The 16958-nt window shown below is 56.0% G+C and carries 11 protein-coding genes; 4 read left to right on the top strand and 7 right to left on the bottom strand.

The annotated features are described in order from the left end of the window. Positions 1–3: 3 nt before the first annotated feature. The 7 genes from tsaD to Q0336_RS06820 all read right to left on the bottom strand — a co-directional run bounded on the left by tsaD (position 4) and on the right by Q0336_RS06820 (position 10317). Positions 4–1029, bottom strand: coding sequence for a tRNA (adenosine(37)-N6)-threonylcarbamoyltransferase complex transferase subunit TsaD (gene tsaD, locus Q0336_RS06850; protein ID WP_298526985.1), 1026 nt, complete (start codon positions 1027–1029; stop codon positions 4–6). A gap of 45 nt (positions 1030–1074) precedes the next feature. Next, the gene (locus tag Q0336_RS06845) at positions 1075–2955 is read right to left on the bottom strand and encodes a GH32 C-terminal domain-containing protein (RefSeq protein ID WP_298526982.1); all 1881 of its coding nucleotides are present in this window, start codon (positions 2953–2955) and stop codon (positions 1075–1077) included. Positions 2956–3003: 48 nt separating this feature from the next. Further along, entirely contained in the window at positions 3004–3966 is a 963-nt protein-coding gene (locus tag Q0336_RS06840; protein ID WP_298526979.1) for an NAD(P)-dependent oxidoreductase, read from the bottom strand. Positions 3967–4110: 144 nt separating this feature from the next. After that, the gene (gene gpmA, locus Q0336_RS06835; protein WP_298526977.1) at positions 4111–4857 is read right to left on the bottom strand and encodes a 2,3-diphosphoglycerate-dependent phosphoglycerate mutase; all 747 of its coding nucleotides are present in this window, start codon (positions 4855–4857) and stop codon (positions 4111–4113) included. Between the two features lie 66 nt (positions 4858–4923). Next, complete coding sequence (locus tag Q0336_RS06830) at positions 4924–5559, bottom strand: HAD family phosphatase (RefSeq protein ID WP_298526974.1); 636 nt, start codon at positions 5557–5559, stop codon at positions 4924–4926. A gap of 23 nt (positions 5560–5582) precedes the next feature. Beyond that, entirely contained in the window at positions 5583–7142 is a 1560-nt protein-coding gene (locus Q0336_RS06825; protein WP_298526972.1) for a PglZ domain-containing protein, read from the bottom strand. 640 nt (positions 7143–7782) lie between these two features. Beyond that, positions 7783–10317: a S9 family peptidase gene (locus Q0336_RS06820; protein ID WP_298526970.1), complete on the bottom strand. Its 2535-nt coding sequence runs from the start codon at positions 10315–10317 to the stop codon at positions 7783–7785. 602 nt (positions 10318–10919) lie between these two features. Between Q0336_RS06820 and Q0336_RS06815 the strand changes: the two genes are divergently transcribed. The 4 genes from Q0336_RS06815 to Q0336_RS06800 all read left to right on the top strand — a co-directional run bounded on the left by Q0336_RS06815 (position 10920) and on the right by Q0336_RS06800 (position 16852). After that, a complete protein-coding gene (locus Q0336_RS06815; RefSeq protein ID WP_298526968.1) occupies positions 10920–13166 on the top strand; it encodes a nitric-oxide reductase large subunit in 2247 nt (748 codons plus the stop codon). Between the two features lie 164 nt (positions 13167–13330). After that, entirely contained in the window at positions 13331–13963 is a 633-nt protein-coding gene (locus tag Q0336_RS06810) for a nitroreductase family protein (RefSeq protein ID WP_298526966.1), read from the top strand. A 137-nt stretch (positions 13964–14100) separates the two neighbouring features. Then, entirely contained in the window at positions 14101–15438 is a 1338-nt protein-coding gene (locus Q0336_RS06805; RefSeq protein WP_298526963.1) for a hypothetical protein, read from the top strand. Positions 15439–15517: 79 nt separating this feature from the next. Continuing rightward, the gene (locus Q0336_RS06800) at positions 15518–16852 is read left to right on the top strand and encodes a hypothetical protein (protein WP_298526960.1); all 1335 of its coding nucleotides are present in this window, start codon (positions 15518–15520) and stop codon (positions 16850–16852) included. Positions 16853–16958 lie beyond the last annotated feature (106 nt).

Below are 16958 nucleotides of genomic sequence, written 5' to 3'. Positions count from 1 at the left end.
CATCTACATCGTGACACGAGCAAAGGGCACAGCGTCGAGCCCCGTGCGAAGTCCCTCGAGGTAACTATAGTAGCCGTTCATCGCTACCATAGCAGCATTGTCCGTCGTGTAGGCGAACTTCGGGATGAAGACCTTCCATCCATAGCGACGGGCATGGTCGTGGAAGGCATCACGCAGCCCCGTGTTGGCTGAGACCCCTCCAGCGACAGCTACCTGTCGGATGCCTAAGTCCTTGGCTGCAAGGCGTAGCTTCTTCATCAAGATATCGATGACGGTAGCCTGCAGGGAGGCACAGAGGTCAGCCTTCCGCTCTTCGATGAAGTTCGGGTTCTTGGCTAGCTCATCTCTAAGGGTATAGAGGAAGGAGGTCTTGAGTCCACTGAAGCTGTAGTCGTAGCCAGGGACATTGGGCTTGCTGAAGGCGAAGGCCTTAGGATCACCCTCATTAGCTAGGCGGTTCACGACGGGGCCACCAGGGTAGCCGAGTCCCATGACCTTAGCGCACTTGTCGAAGGCTTCGCCCGCAGCATCGTCGATCGTCTGCCCGATGATCTCCATGTCGGAGGCTGAGCGTACGAGGATGATCTGCGAATTACCCCCAGAGACGAGGAGGCAGAGGAAGGGGAATTCGGGGCTCTCGTGCTCCTCGCCTTCCTCTTCGATGAAGTGGGCAAGGACGTGAGCATGTAGGTGATTGACCTCGACCATCGGGATCCCGAGGGAGAGGGAGAGCCCCTTGGCAAAGTTCGTCCCTACCAGCAGTGATCCCAGAAGCCCAGGGCCTCGGGTGAAGGCGATAGCATCGAGATCCGAAGGGCTAATGCCTGCTCGGCGGATGGCTTCGCTGACGACGGGAATGATGTTCTGCTCGTGGGCTCGTGAGGCGAGCTCGGGGACAACCCCGCCATAAGCAGTGTGCACCGCCTGGGAGGCGATGACATTGCTTCTGAGGGTGTGACCTGAGAGCACAGCGGCAGAGGTATCGTCGCAGGAGCTCTCGATACCTAATATGATGGGTTCATGATCCATGATGATCTTCTATTGGCTCTTATTTGTGGTGCAAAAGTACAAAAACTATAGCCGGAGTCGGTAGAGCCGTGCCGAGTGGATCGTACTCGTAGCACCATCAGAGAAGAGTCGGAGCTGGCTGTAAGGCTTACGTGGGAAGACTAAGTTCGTCATGGCGATACGACCTTCGTCTACGAAGAGCTCTGCCACACTGCGATCCACGAAGAGGCGGAGCTTGTACCTCTCCCCACGGCAGAGACCGAGGGGAGCCCAAGTGGCAAGCGCAAAGTCATTCTGGTAGTTGATCCCCTCGCCCGTACGCCAGTCGGCTCGCTCTCGCTCGTGGGGAGTGGCATGCGCTCCGAAGTCTACGAGCCCACTCTTCGTACGGTCCATGACGACTCGGCCCTTGGCTAAGTCAAGGTAGATGGGAAGCTGGTCTCCCAGCTCATTGGACAGCACGATGCCCACCCGAGTAGCCTTGGGGGAAGGGCTGATCTCTAGCTCTAATTCAAAGCTATCGTCGAGGTCACGGAGGGCATCCGCTAGGACTAGCTCTGTGTGAAGCGTCGGGGGAAGGGCAAGCTGGCGCTCCTCCGTCCTCAGTGCTTCGACCTCCTTGGCTGGGCGAGCACCTACGTAGGTCCTTCCCGCTTGACTGAAGAAGAAGAGCTCTCGGGGAAGGCTGTTCGTCCCTCGGCTTTGCTTAAAGGGGGTGACATGGGCATACTGCCAGTTGCTGACCCAAGCCAGCCCTAGGACACGACTCCCCGTGCCGTGGAAGGTGACGAAGGCATAGTGATCCTTCCCGAAGTCCAGCCAGCGGGCCACTTCGGGAGCGGTATCGGGGACAAAGGTCTTCCCGTCGAATGTGCCCACGAAGTACTCGGTAGCACTGCCTCCGAAGGGACAGCCTGGGTTGATGTTGACGAGCATGACCCACTTCTTCGCTCCGCTCCCCTCTAGGGGAAGCTCGAAGAAGTCGGGGCACTCGAACTGGTTCGGCCGGGCTCCATAGCCATCGCCAAAAGCGCTGACATATTCCCACTTCTTGAGGTCTTCGGAGCGGAAGAAGCGCATCTCCTTGTCTGCCGAGACGATCATATACCACTGTCGAGCGGGCTCGTACCAGAAGACCTTGGGGTCACGGAAGTCCGAGATGCCGTCCGATGGGGTGAGGATCGGGTTGCCTTTGTACTTCGTGTAGGTCTTGCCATCGTCCGTGCTGTAGGCGAGACATTGGGCTTGCCACTGCTTGCCCTCACGGATCTTATGTGCCGTGTAGTAGGCGAGGATGGCATTCTTCCCGAAGCCTGCCCTTCCCTCTCTGTCGAGGATCGCACTGCCCGAGAAGATATGCCCTAGGGTATCTCTCGCTAGTGCTGGCGGGAGATGCTCCCAGTGAATGAGATCTCGAGAGCGACTATGCCCCCAGTGCATATTGCCCCATCTCGACCCGTAGGGATTGTACTGATAGTAGAGGTGGTAGATGCCATCCTTGTAGATCATCCCATTGGGGTCGTTCATCCAGCCATAGGCGGGACTGTGGTGGTAGCTCGGGCGGTAGTAGTCCTTCTTGGACGTATCGAAGGTGTCGGAGAGCTGGAGCCGCTGCCAAGTGATGGCCTTGGGCGAAAGACCCACGACCTTGATGGTGTAGGAATCCTTGCCCTGAGGCAGGGCGATGGGGACGAAGTAGTCTACGCTATCGACAGCGAGACGGAGGTCCATCTCGACCTCCTCTTTTTGCTCCCCGAGAAGCACTACTGTTGCCTCTCTTTGGTTTTCCTCGATAGGTGCGAGGAGGTAGTACTGGTGCCTCTGGACCTTAATAATTGTGGTCGAATCATCGGGGTGAAGGATCTCCATAGCTTGGGGTGAAGAGCCCTTGCACCCCACGACAAGAGGAAGGAGGGTGCAGAGTAGGGCGAAGCGAAGTTTATTCATCACGGATGGTGGTGGATGGGATGGGGAGAAGGGTGGGGGGAGGGGAGACTATACGACCCGATTGAGATCCGTGCGTCCCGAGAGGAAGCGAGCGACATTCTCTAGCATCTCTTCGTTCATAGCCCTCCGAGCATCTGCTGTCTGTGTCCCCGTGTGCGGAGTCATACAGACATTTTTCAGCTGGCAGAGGGGAAGGCGGGGAATATCCTTGTCTTCGAAGACATCCAGCCCAGCGTAGGCGATGCTGTGGGACTCTAGCGCTGCGATGAGGGCATCCTCGTCGACGACAGAGCCTCGGGCGGTATTGATGAAGATTGCCGAAGGCTTCATGAGAGCGAATTCCCGAGCCCCGATGAAGTGGTGCGTCTCTGGACTATACGGAGTATGTATGGAGATGAAGTCTGAAAGGCGGAGGAGCTCCTCGAGGGGGGCATAGCTGATCCCTTGACGCTGCTCCTCCTCGGGGTTGAGAGGGGTGCGCTTATGGTAGAGGATCTTCATCCCGAAGGCTCGGGCACGCTCCGCAACAGCAGTGGCGATCCGCCCGTAGCCGATGAGCCCCAGAGTCTTACCCGAGAGATGTACCCCGAGGTAGCCAGAGCGTCCTATGGCGGTGCTCTCCCCTGGGTGTCGTCGGACGAGGCGGTCTAGTTCGCTCACCCGACGGGCGCAGTCGAGCATCAGCGCTAGGGTAAGTTCGGCTGTCGGGATGATGACCGCTTGAGGCGTATTGGTGACGGTGATCCCGTGGGTGCGAGCGTAGTCGATGTCGATGTTGTTGAAGCCCACGCCGAAGTTGGCGATGAGCCTTAGACGGGAGCCGTGCTGAAGGAGCTCGGCTCGAGCGGGGCGGTCAAAGACGGTGCAGAGGACATCGGCATCGGGGATGAGCCCTTGGAGCTCCTCGAGGGTGAAGTCCCTGCCCTTCGGTGGGCGAATGATCTCGTGCTCACTGCCGAGCTTCTCAAAGCCTTCGTCTCGGGTATCGAAGGCCACTAGTATCTTAGCCATAGTGTAGATCGTGTAGCGTGAATAGTGTCACTAAGTTACGTATTTTGTGAGAAGCTCCTTCGGGGGGCTATTGAATGCAAGAGGGGCCTCAGACTAGCGGTGTAGTCTGAGGCCCCTGCTTCGTGTCTTGGGGAGAGAAGAGGCTTAAGCCTTCTTGCCCTGATTAGCGACAGCTTCCATGAGCTTCTTGATCTCTTCGGGGTCACCGAGGAAGTAGTCCTTGACAAGGCGGAGCTCATCGTCAAACTCGAAGACGTAAGGCACTGCCGTAGGAAGGTTGAGCTCTACGATGTCTTCGTCAGAGATCCCCTTGAGGACCTTGATGATACCACGAAGGCTATTACCATGGGCTGCGACGAGGACGTCGTCGTGCTGCATGAGCGAGGGGAAGATCTTGTCTTCCCAGTAGGGGAGCGTACGAGCTACCGTGTGGCAGAGCGCTTCCGTCAGAGGAAGGTAAGCGGGGACGACACCTGCGTAGCGAGGGTCAGCCTGAGGAGCACGCTCGTCAGTAGCTTCGAGGGGCGTAGGGGGCACGTCGTAGCTGCGGCGCCAGATCTTGACCTGAGCATCGCCGTACTTCTCAGCCGTCTCAGCCTTGTTGAGGCCCTGAAGCATACCGTAGTGCTTCTCGTTGAGTCTCCAGCTCTTCTCTACAGGGATCCAATCGAGATCCATTACGTCGAGGATTTGGTTGAGGGTCTTGACGGCACGCTTGAGGTAAGAGGTGTAAGCCTGCGTGAAGCGGAAGCCATTTTCCTTGAGGATAGCCCCAGCCTTCTTCGCTTCTTCGACACCCTTTTCGGAGAGGTCGACGTTGGTCCACCCCGTGAAGCGGTTCTCCTTGTTCCACACGCTTTCGCCGTGACGGATCAGTACAATTCTCTTCATGATTCGTTGATGATGTATATAAATGATTAGTTGCTTACTCTTTACGAGGTACAAAGATAGCCAAACTTATCTGTGCTGGTTCAGCTCAAGGAGGAGCTGGCGCACTCGGTCTCTCCAGTCCTCTCCATTCTGAGGCTGGTAAGCGTGTATCCCGAGCTCACGGGCCATGGCTACGTTGGCGGGACCATCGTCGAGGAAGAGCGTCTCTTCGGGGATCATGTCCCCCTCACGGAGCATCGTCTCGAAGAAGCGACGCTCGGGCTTGACCATCCCCATCTCGCAGGAGGCAAACTTCTTCACGCAGAAGGAAGAGAGCGTCCTACCGCTAGGCAGGAAGCGATCCGATTCGCAGAAGTCCATGACATAAGGATTGGTATTGGAGAGGATGAAGATGCGGTAGTCCTTCAGTTCCTCCTCGATGAAGTCGAACTTGTAGGCATCGACCTTGCTCAGGAAGCCGAAGTAGGCATGAGCGATCTCGTCATAGGTTAGTTCCCGCCCCGAGAGTTCGCTTAGGGCTGCACGGAACTGAGGTTCGGTCATTCGTCCGTCTTCCACCTGCAGGAAGTAACCGCTCTGCAGGTAGGGGTCAAGCATCTTCTCGACGTTAGGCACCCCGAGGGCGGAGAAGCGGCGGAGTGCCTCCTCACGGTCGAGCGTGAAGAGGACACCGCCTAGGTCTAATACGATGTTTCTGATCATTCAGTCTGGGGATATAAGTAGTTCTATCTGTGCTTCGGCTGCATGGAGATCAGCGGGATAAGCATCTCTTCGAGGGAGATACCTCCGTGCTGGAAGGTGTCCCGATAGTACTGCACGTAGTAGTTGTAGTTATTCGGGTAAGCGAAGAAGTCATCGCTGTAGCTGAAGACGTAGTGGTCGGAGAGGTTGGACTGCGGGAGGCCGATCTTCGCAGGGACTAGGGCTTCGTAGACTTCCTTGGGGTTGTACGAAAGGGTCTTGCCGACCTTGTAGCGGAGGTTGGTATTGGTATTCTTGTCGCCGACGATCTTCACGGGGTTCTTGACACGGATGGTACCGTGGTCGGTGGTGAGGATGACGCGGTAGCCCATCTCGGCGATGTGCTTGAAGAGGTTGTAGGTCGTCGAGTGGCGGAACCAACTCTTCGTCAGCGAGCGGTAAGCGGCCTCGGTATTGGCCAGCTCACGGATCATCTTGCTCTCGGTGCGGGCATGGGAGAGCATGTCGACGAAGTTGAGGACGATGACGTTGAGCGGGTACTGCTTGAGGCTATTGAGGTTCGAAAGCAGGCGTTCGCCGAAGCGTGCTTCGTAGACCTTATTATAGGAGAAGGAATAGTTCTTGCGGTAGCGCTGCAGGAGGGTCTGGATCATGGGTTCCTCGTTGAGGTTCTTTCCTTCTTCGCTCTCCTCGTCTACCCACAGCTCGGGGAACATCTTCGCAATATCCAGCGGCATCAATCCGGAGAAGATCGCATTGCGGGCGTACTGCGTCGCCGTGGGGAGGATGGAGAAGTAGAGGTCTTCGTCGAAGGTGTAGAATTCGCTCAGCATCGCCTTGACCGACTCCCACTGGTCGTAGCGGAAGTTGTCGATGAGGATGAAGAACACCTTCTCTCCCGAGTCAAGGAGGGGGAAGACCTTCGTCTTGAAGAGGTCGGGGCTCATCAAGGGACGCGTCTCTGGTTCACGTATCCAACCCTCATAGTTGCGGCTGATGAAGCGGGCGAAGAGGCGGCCTGCTTCGGTCTTCTGCATCTCGAGAAGTTCCTTCATCTGCGGGTCGCCTTCCTCGAGTTCGAGCTCCCAATGCACGAGGCGGCGGTAGAGCTCCTTCCATTCTTCGACGGAGAGGCGGTCGCTCATCTGAGCGCTGAGCTTGGCGAACTCTTGGCGGTAGTTCATCATCGTAGCTTCGTTGATGATGGAGCTCTGGTGGAGGTTCTTCTTCAGGGCCAAGAGGAGCTGATTGGGATTGACGGGCTTGATGAGGTAATCGGTGATCTTGCCGCCGATGGCTTGGTTCATCAGCTCTTCTTCTTCGCTTTTGGTGACCATGATGATGGGCACGAAGGGGCGAAGTTCTTTGATTCGCTGGAGGGTGTCGAGGCCCGTCAGGCCGGGCATGTGTTCGTCGAGGAAGATCAGGTCGAAGGTCTGACTTTGGACGGCTTCGATGGCATCGGCTCCGCTCAAGACGGGGGTGACTTCGTAGCCCTTGTCCTTGAGGAAGAGGATGTGTGGCTTGAGCAGGTCGATCTCGTCGTCGGCCCAAAGGATCTGATAGACTTTATTTGTATTCATGATGTGCGAAGATACATAAAACTGATGGGGCTCGCCCCAAGGTTATAACGGCAGACTTCGCCCCCTCGGTGTCCCGCCCAAGGTACAAGCCCTTCGCCTCCCTTTGTCCTCCTCTGCCCCGAGCGGCATCCTCCCTTGCCCAAGGAAATTCGCTTCCTTCCGCAAGCAAATTTCCTTCCGTGGGCATGGCGACAAATTTCCGTGCGCACAAAAAAATATTTCCGTGCGCACGAAAATTTATTTTTGTGCGCATAGAAATTTCCTTGCGTGGGCACGAAAATTTTTCTCCTTCCGCACGGCGAAAAATTTTCTTCCGCAAGGAAATAAATTTCCGCATATGCGAAAATATTTTTCCGTATATGCGGAAATAAATTTTCTTATATACGGAAATTTTACCCCTTCCAAACTCGCTGGGAATTCGGGTTCTGAGGAAGGGTGTTTTTGTGCCCGAAGAAGGGGGGCTTGACGGGCGAAGGAATAGACCCGATTTGGGGGATGACGGAGGCCTTCGCTTCAAAGGAAGAAGAAGGGGAAGTGCCTCGGGGAAGAAAAGCCCTGCGCCCCGCTCTATCTCGAGGATAGGGCGGGGCGCAGGGCTCTTTGAGAAGGAAGGCCGAGGCCTAGGAGCGGAAGGCGGGGCTTAGAGGTCAAGCGGGGTCTTCGGATAGAGGTGATCCCACCACTCGCTCTTGCCTTGCAGATGCTTGGCGAACCAAGCCTGGATCGTCTGCATCCAAAGGGCTTGACGGTCGGGCTCGAGGATGTGGTGGTCTTCGCCCGTGACTTCTATGAGTTCGACCGTGCGCCCTAGGATCTTCAGCGCATTGTAGAGCGCCGTGCTTTCGCTGGGAGGGACGTTCACGTCGGACGTGCCGTGCAGGAGCAGCAGCGGGGTGTGGATCTTATCCGCATTGAAGAGCGGGCTGTGCTTGGTGTAGAGCTCGGGATTGTTCCAAGGGAAGCTTCCTGCCGAGGCCACCGAGCTGTAGCTCAAGCCCCAATAACCCCCTGCCCAATAGCTCGAGATCGAACTGATGCCCGCATGGCTCACCGCAGCTGCGAAGAGATCCGTGCGGGTCTGAAGGTATTGCGTCATGAAGCCGCCATAGCTTGCCCCAGCGCAACCGATCTTCTTGGCATCGACGAAGGGGTGAGCGGCGACGAAGGCCTTCACCGCCCCGATGATGTCGTCCGAAGTCTTCGTACCCCAAGCGTTCAGGTGGTCAGCAGCGAAGGCTTGCCCGTAGCCGACGGTACCACGAGGGTTGAGCGAATAGGCGACATAGCCCTGTGCGGCGAACATCGCCAGGTCGTACGTCGTCTCCAGCTCACGACTCAGCGGAAGCGTCCCTCCATAATAATAGACCACCATCGGGTACTTCTTCGTCGGATCGAAGTTGGGGGGCAGGTAGTACCAGCCGTCGATGTCTACGCCGTCGGGCGTGCGATAGATGAAGTCCTTGGCGGGCGTGAACTTCACCCCACGGAGCTTCTCTGCCGAGATGTCCCAGATGAGCTTGCTCTTGCCCGAAGGCTCAAGGCTATAGAGGCGGTCGGCATTGTTGAGGCTCTGCCCGAAGTAATAGAAGGTATTGCCCGCCGAGGCGACGCTGAAGCCTCTCACCACATCTTCCTTAGCATTGATGGTGTGGATCTTATTGGTCTTCAGGTCGAGGCGGTGGAGGCTCTGGCGGCTACCGTTGTCGGTGAGGAGGTAGAAGGATTTGCTCTTAGCGTGGTACTGGACTTGCTCTACGGTGGGGTCGAAGTCTCGGGTCAGAGGAGTGACCTTCCCCGTGGAGCTATTGACACGGAAGAGCTCGTGCTGGTAGCCATTGCCCGTGCGCCCGTCGGGGAGGACGTTCCCGACCCCCTTAAAGCAATTGGGCGAACCCGTCACGAGGATATCCTCCGTGCCAGGGATGAAGTAAGCCTGAGCGATCTCGATCTCACGAGAGAAGATGGTGTCTACCTTCCCCGTGGCGGGTGTGTAGCGAAGGAGGGTCGTCTCGTCGAACGGCGTGTGTTGCCAGTCCTTCGTGTAGAGCCCGAGGAGGAGTTGCTTCCCGTCGGGCGAGATGTCTAGGAGCGCTGTGGAGCGATGCCCGTAGAGGACGGGTTCGTAGATGCCGGTAGGTATGTCGTAGCGGTAGAGCGCTTGGCGGTCACGTGCCTTGGGTTGGCGGTCGTCGGGGAAGAGGCGACGGATGAGGAGCTTGTCCTTCTCGGGACCCTTCACTTCCTCATAGATATAGATGGTGCGACCGTCGGGGCTGACGATGAAGTCTTCGCCGGGGATCTTGTCGATCCAGACGGTGGACTTCCCTGAGACGGGATCGATCTTGACGAGCTGGGTGCTGGCTCGGGTCGTGGACTTCATCACGAGGACATCCTCATTAGGAAGCCATTCTGCGCCGTAGAGCGACTGCGTGGTGCGAAGGACCTTGCCCGTGGAGGCTTCTCGGATCTCTTCGTAGGTCACCCCCTTCTTCGGAGCACGCTCAGCGTAGGTCACCAGGACGTACTTCCCCGAGGGCGAGACATTGACATAGTAGAGACGCTTGCCGTGGGTGAGGTAGTTCCAGTTGATATAGCGTACATCCTCCTTCGCTGCCTGCAGGTCAAGCTCGGGAAGACCCTTCTCGGGCTCGAAGGTGAGCTTGAAGTCCGCATGCGCTTCATCGTCGCCTGCGTCGAGCACCTTCACGACGAGATCCTTGTTCGTAGCGATCAGCGTCAGGGGGATGGTGACTGCGGGGACGGTGTCGGAGCTCGCTAGCTTGTCCTCGTTGGAGCCGAGGAGCTCTTCGCCATCGTAGACGGCATAGCGAGCACGGCCGTAGAGGCGAAGCTCTCCCTTGGTGTAGCTCGGAGCGATGAGGGAGAAGGAGAAGGTGGTGAAGCTATTGCTCCCTGGCTTAGCCTTCGGGATGTAGAAGAAGCCTTTGGGCGAGGCTATGGTGGCAGTGCCCTTCAGCCCTTCGGTCTTGTAGGCTGTCTTCAGTAGGGAGGAGATGGAGAACTTCTGGTTGTTCACATCGACCGAATCGATCATCACGGGACGGCTCAGCGAATGTGTTCCATAGCGCTTCCCTTCGGTCAGCGTCTGAGCTCCCACCGTCGTGGCGGTGAGGCAGAGGGCGACCAAGGCAAGGCTCGTAGTCGTTCGTTTCATAGCGTTTGATATGATGTATAAGTTGTATAGTGGGAGAAGCTCAGGGAGCGGTAGCTCAGTGGGAAGCCTCACCTTAGGAGCAAAGATACAAAGTAGTCGTGGTATTTCTACGCCTTCGGTCAAGGAAAAAAGAAGGTCACGCAGGGCGCTCCAGAGCCCCTGTATTCACGGGCCTTCTGAAGGGGGCAAAAACGACCCACGGTAGATCGCCTTTGCGACCTACTGTGGGTCGCATCGACGACCTACCGTGGGTCGCAAAGGCGACCTACAGTAGGTTTCTTTTTCACTCTCTCAAGGAAAGGGCTTCGACCCTTCGACAGACGGCTCCCGAATCCCTTCTTTTTCCCCGAAGAACACCCCCAGTCGCCAAAATCTCACCACTAGCACCTCTCTGAAGCCCTTCCTCAGGTAGCTAACCACCTAATCCCAGCGCCTAGCCTTCTCGTCGCTTCTGGAGCGACCTCTCCCGCCTGAGCCGTGAAAGAATTTTGCGAAAAATCATGCGTATATCATGGAAAGAATTATATTTAACCGACTCAAACGGTATAACTAATCACTTAATGTAAATATACGTTAATGTTTAACAAGCCAAATAAGCAATTATGACACCAAAGAAACTATGGTATGCGCTGGCGACGGTGATCCTACTGTCGTTCGCAGTGCTTGGCTTCTTCGGGCTGGAGATCTTCCGCACGATGCCCCCCTTCCCCGAGAAGGTGGTGACGACGGATGGTACGACGCTCTTCGAAGGCCAAGACATCAAGGATGGCCAGAATGTATGGCAGTCCATCGGTGGGCAGACCGTCGGTAGTGTGTGGGGCCACGGAGCGTACATTGCTCCCGACTGGTCGGCCGACTACCTCCACCGTGAAGCCGAGCTCCTGCTGAAGAAGCTCGCCGAGCGGGACGGGCTCAACTATGCCCAGCTCCCCGCAGCAGAGCAGGCGAAGTATCAGACCCTCCTCAGAGAAGAGGTGCGTAAGAATACCTTCGACGAAAAGACGGGGATCATCACCTACTCACAGCTCCGAGGCGAAGTAGCCCGTGAGCTGGGAGCCTACTACGCTCAGCTCTTCCTCGGCGATCCTTCGCCAGAGTTCGCTAAGCTCCGATCAGCCTACGCTCTGAGAGAGAAGAGTCTGGAAGATCCGCACAAGATGGCACAGATGAGCGCCTTCTTCGCTTGGGCTTCGTGGGTATGTGTGACGGATCGCCCTGGGTCGGATGTGAGCTATACGAACAATTGGCCCCACGACCCTACGATCGGCAATGTCGCTCCTACTTCGCTCCACCTCTGGTCGGGCTTCAGCGTACTGATGCTCCTCTTCTGCGTCGGGATCCTGGTCTACTACTATGCTCAGTCCAAGGAGGACGAGCTAGGTGTACTGCCCACCTCCGACCCGCTCCGAGGGATGAAGCCCACGCCCTCGATGCGTGCCACGACGAAGTATATCTGGATCGTCTCGATCCTGATCCTCGTGCAGATGGTACTCGGAGCGATCACGGCGCACTACGGCGTCGAAGGGGATGCGCTCTTCGGTCTGCCTATCCAGGACTTCCTCCCTCAGGCGGTCTCTCGTAGCTGGCACGTACAGCTGGCCATCCTCTGGATCGCTACCTCTTGGCTAGCCACGGGTCTCTATATAGCTCCTGCTGTCTCTGGGGTCGAACCGAAGTATCAGCGCCTCGGGGTGAACGTACTCTTCGGGGCACTCATCTTCGTCGTCGCTGGTTCGCTCGTCGGGCAGTGGCTCGGTGTCATGCAGAAGCTCGGCCTCATCGAGAACTTCTGGCTCGGACATCAGGGCTACGAGTATGTCGAGCTTGGTCGTCTGTGGCAGATCCTCCTGCTGGTGGGCCTTGTCCTGTGGCTCTTCCTCATGATCCGTGCTCTGATCCCCGCCCTCAAGCGCAAGGATGAGAACCGCCACCTCCTGACACTCTTCATCATCGCTTCGCTCGCTATCGCCTTCTTCTACGCTGCAGGGCTGATGTACGGCCGTCAGACGCACATGGCTATCGCTGAGTACTGGCGCTGGTGGGTCGTCCATCTCTGGGTAGAAGGCTTCTTCGAAGTGTTCGCTACCGTCGTGGCTGCCTTCCTCTTCTGCCGCCTTGGTCTGCTACGTATCCAGTCGGCTACCGTGTCGGTCCTCTTCTCGACGATCATCTTCCTCGCGGGCGGGATCCTAGGTACCTTCCATCACCTTTACTTCAGTGCGACACCTACCGCCGTGCTAGCCCTTGGGGCGACCTTCAGTGCGCTGGAGATCGTACCGCTGGTGCTCATCGGGATGGAAGCTTATCACAACTACCGACTCTCTAAGGCAACGGATTGGATCGAGGCCTACAAGTGGCCGATCTATTGCTTCATCGCTATGTGCTTCTGGAACTTCCTCGGTGCAGGGATCTTCGGCTTCGCTATCAATCCTCCTATTGCGCTCTACTACCTGCAGGGGCTCAATACGACGGCTGTCCACGGGCACGCAGCGCTCTTCGGAGTCTATGGTATCCTGGGGATCGGGCTGATGCTCTTCTGCCTGCGTGGGCTTTACCCTGACTACAAGTGGAACGATAAGCTCATAGGTACGGCCTTCTGGATGATCAATATTGGCCTCTTCCTCATGGTGACGGTGAGTGTCCTGCCCATCGGTATCCTGCAGGCACATGAATCGATCACGAATGCCTATTGGTCCGCACGCTCGGCCGACTTCATGCAGCAGGAGTATATGCAGCTGATCCGCTGGATGCGTATGCCTGGTGACCTGATCCTCGGTGTCGGTGAACTGCTCCTCGTGGTCTTCATCTTCGGCCTACAGTTCGGCTGGTCACGTAAGGGTACGCGCTAGTCCTTCCCTTACACCATACAGAGTATGTGTAGAGGCTATCACTTCCCAGCTAGGGAAGAGGTAGCCTCTACCTTATATAGATGAGTCGTATATGAGCCTTAGCTCGCCAAGAGTACGTATCTTTATGGCTGTATAGATATCAATCATTAAACACAAAGGATAATATGGCTCTATTAGAAGACCTCATGTGGCGCCACGCCACGAAGGCATACGACCCTACGAAGAAGCTCCGTGAGGAAGATCTCATGAAGATCGTCGAAGCTGCTCGTCTTGCTCCTACCTCTTCGGGACTCCAGCAGTTCCGCCTCATCGTCGTCGGTGACCAAGAGCTCAAGGAGAAGATGGTCGAAGGGGCACTGAACCCTGACTGCATGCGTGAGTGCTCGCACGTCATCGTCTTCGCCGCTTGGGACGAATATACTCCCGAGCGTATTGATGCGATCTACGACCGGACGACCGATGAGCGTGGGCTCGTACGTGGTCGCTTCAAGCGCTATACGGACATGCTCAAGGAGAAGTTCGGTGAGATGACCAAGGAAGAGCAGTTCCAGCACGCTGCTGATCAGAGCTTCATCGCCCTAGGTCTTGCTCTGGCTCAAGCAGCAGAACTCAAGATCGACAGCACTCCCATCGGAGGCTTCGATCCTAAGCTCGTCGACGAACTCCTCGGTCTGCGTGAGAAGGGTCTTCGCAGTGTCTCGCTCCTCTACCTCGGCTATGCCGACCCCGAGCGTGACTGGCTGGGACAGATGAAGAAGGTGCGCAACCCTATGGAGGAGTTCGCTACCTTCATCTAATAGGCCTACGTCTTCACTCTATCTACGGTATGCACCAAGAGGGTTCGCCAGATGCGGACGCTCTTGGTGTATCCTCTATTGCGGAGGTGCAGAGGTCTGTCCTTCACTCACATCTATCTACTGCTCTCTAGTGTAGTATGCCCAAGCATATCAAAGCTCTGAAATGTCCCCAGTGTGGCAGCACGCGCGCTACACAGATTCGTGAAGATCACTATCGCTGTGAGAGCTGCTCGACGGAGTTCTACCTCGACTCGGATGATATCACCGTTCATCATAAGGTCGAGACGGGGGCAGATCGCTCAAATCCCATCTCTTCCCTCTGGAATACGGCCACAGCGAGCCCTAGACGCAACGTCCTTATCATCCTTGCGATCACGCTCTTCTTCTCGTTCATGGCCATCATGGGGTACATCGTCTCTGGGAGCTCCAGCAATTATACCGCTGGAGCCTATGGCTATGGAGATGATCGTACGTCCTACAGCCTAGAGCAGCTTGGTACCTTTACCACGACTGCGGGACGTCCTATCGTGGTGCTCTTTGGGTCTGCTCGCCCAATGAGCTCAAGCCATGTCGATGATGATCAAGCCTTCGTGTCCTTCTATGATGGAGAGACTCAAGAGGTCGTTAAGGAGATCGAACTTCCTGATTTGAAGGGACGAATCCAAAAGCTGGATATGCGCCAGTTTGCGGATGAGGCTGTCTACGTCATCTTCAATGAAGCCCACCTCTATAGAATAGACTGCTCGACGCTCGATATGAAGGAGGTCCATGGAGAGGACTATAAGCGCCCCGAGCTAAATGAGGGTTTTGCAGAGGTGGTATTTTACTATGTGCGGTATGGGGATGCGCTGAAGATCAAGACGAATCTAGGTCAGCGCTTTGTCTACTACCCCGTTGCTGATAAGCTCTACCCCGAGAAGGAGGCTTATGATGCTCTTCAGGAATCGCTCCCTACTCCTAAGGTAGCTACGCACTTCGCCTTCTCGATAGAATCCTCTGACTATCCAGATAGGCAGCTCCAGCTCATACGTCATAGCACTCTAGAGCAGGATGGTTACCCTCGGGAATATCCGAGGTTTCGCTGGGAGCGTGGGAGTGGACGCGATTTCGGTAAGACCGTCTTGATCCCATCCTACGGCGAGAAGCGCGCACGTCTGCAGGGCTATGAAGATCTGACACCTGGGGCTTACTACTTCTCGCCCCGAGTCCTTCATGTGGCAGACGACCGAATCCTCATCTCCTTCAAGCCCTCAGCTTCTTCCGAGGCTAAGCATATGCTCCGATGTCTGGATGCTCAGGCGGGGAAGGTGCTCTGGAGCCTCTCTGATGAAGAGGATAGATTCAAAAACGGAGCAGCTGTGTCACGCTTCTCTGGAGGCTATGTGTTGGTGGGCTACTCGGAGGCCTACCTCGTCTCCAACGATGGCAAGCTCGTGAGTAGCACGGACTACCGCAAGCGCATCGAGGGACGCTAACTCTGCCACTCTAGCCTCTCATATATATCCCTCTACTCGCCTACACGTATCATACCTCTTCTCTTAGCTTATACTTAGGATGCCCAAGCATATCAAAGCTCTGAAATGTCCCCAGTGTGGTAGCACGCGCGCCACAAAGATTAGCGAGGACCATTACCGCTGCGACAGCTGCTCGACGGAGTTCTACCTCGACTCGGATGATATCACCATCCATCACAAGATCGAGACGGGGGCTGATCGCTCGAATTCCATCTCTTCCCTCTGGAATACGGTCACAGCGAGCCCTAGACGTAAGGTCCTTATCCTCCTTGCGCTCGCGTTCTTCTTCTCGTTCATGACCATCATCCCTATCATCGCCTTAGGGATCTTCGGAGGGTCTGCCCCGAGGAATAGTAGCGATGATAAAGGGGTGTCCCTCGCCTGTGAGCAGCTCATGACCTTCACCAGCACTGCGGGACGACCCATTGTCCTGGTCTGTGGCTCTGCTCGCCCTAAGGAGTCCGTAGGGGACTGGGATAATGCTAAGGGCTTCATGTACTTCTTGGATGGAGAGACGCATGAGGTCATAAAGGAGCTTCTGCTCCCAGAGGTGACGGGACGAGTCAGCCTGACGGATGGACGCCAGTTTGCGGATGGGATTTTCTATGTCATCCTTAACAAGCAGCACCTCTATGCCATTGACCGCTCGACGCTGGATGTGAAGGAGATTCATGGTGAAGACTATAAGCGCCCTGAGTTCACTGAGGGCTTTGGTGAGCTGGACTTCTACTACCCTCAGTATGGGGATGCGTTGCAGGGTAAGACGAATCTGGGGAAGAGCTTTGTCTACTATCCCATAGCCAATAAGCTCTACTCAGAGGAGTCTGTTTTCGATGCTTATGAGGAGAAGCTTCCCGAGCCTAAGCTCACTACCCACTTCGTTTTCTCCGACCAGACCACTGACTACGAGGATCAGCAGATTCAGCTCGTGCGCTATCATGTCCTAGAGCAGGCTGGTTACCCTCGTCATACTCCGTCCTTCGGCTGGGAGAATGACTCTCATTCATACTATCCTAAAAAGATCTTTGTCAGCAACTACCACAAGGAACACTCGCTTCTGCAGAGCTATGAAGACTTTACTCCAGGAGCCTACTACTTTTCACCCAAAGTAATTCATGAGTCGGCCGACCAGATCCTCATCGCCTTCAAGCCTACGGCGGCAGCCGATGCCAAGTGGATGCTCCGATGCCTAGATGCCCAAACGGCCAAGGTACTGTGGACTTGCACCGAAGGACTGGGAGATCTCTCTTGTCTCGTAGGTGTATCGCGCTTCTCTGGTGGTTACGTATTGGTGGACTATTCCAACACTTGGCTGATCTCCAGCGAGGGTAAGAGTGTAAGCAGGATGGATGTCCACAATCACTTCGGAAGGTAACTAACTCGCCCGCTCCAACGCCTCGTATAGATTCGCCCGTTCACCTACACGTGTCACAGCTCTTCGCCTAGCTTATACTTAGGATGCCCAAGCATATCAAAGCTCT

This window comes from uncultured Porphyromonas sp., assembly GCF_938039215.1.
Lineage (GTDB): Bacteria > Bacteroidota > Bacteroidia > Bacteroidales > Porphyromonadaceae > Porphyromonas.
This window is presented reverse-complemented; position numbering and strand designations above follow the sequence as displayed.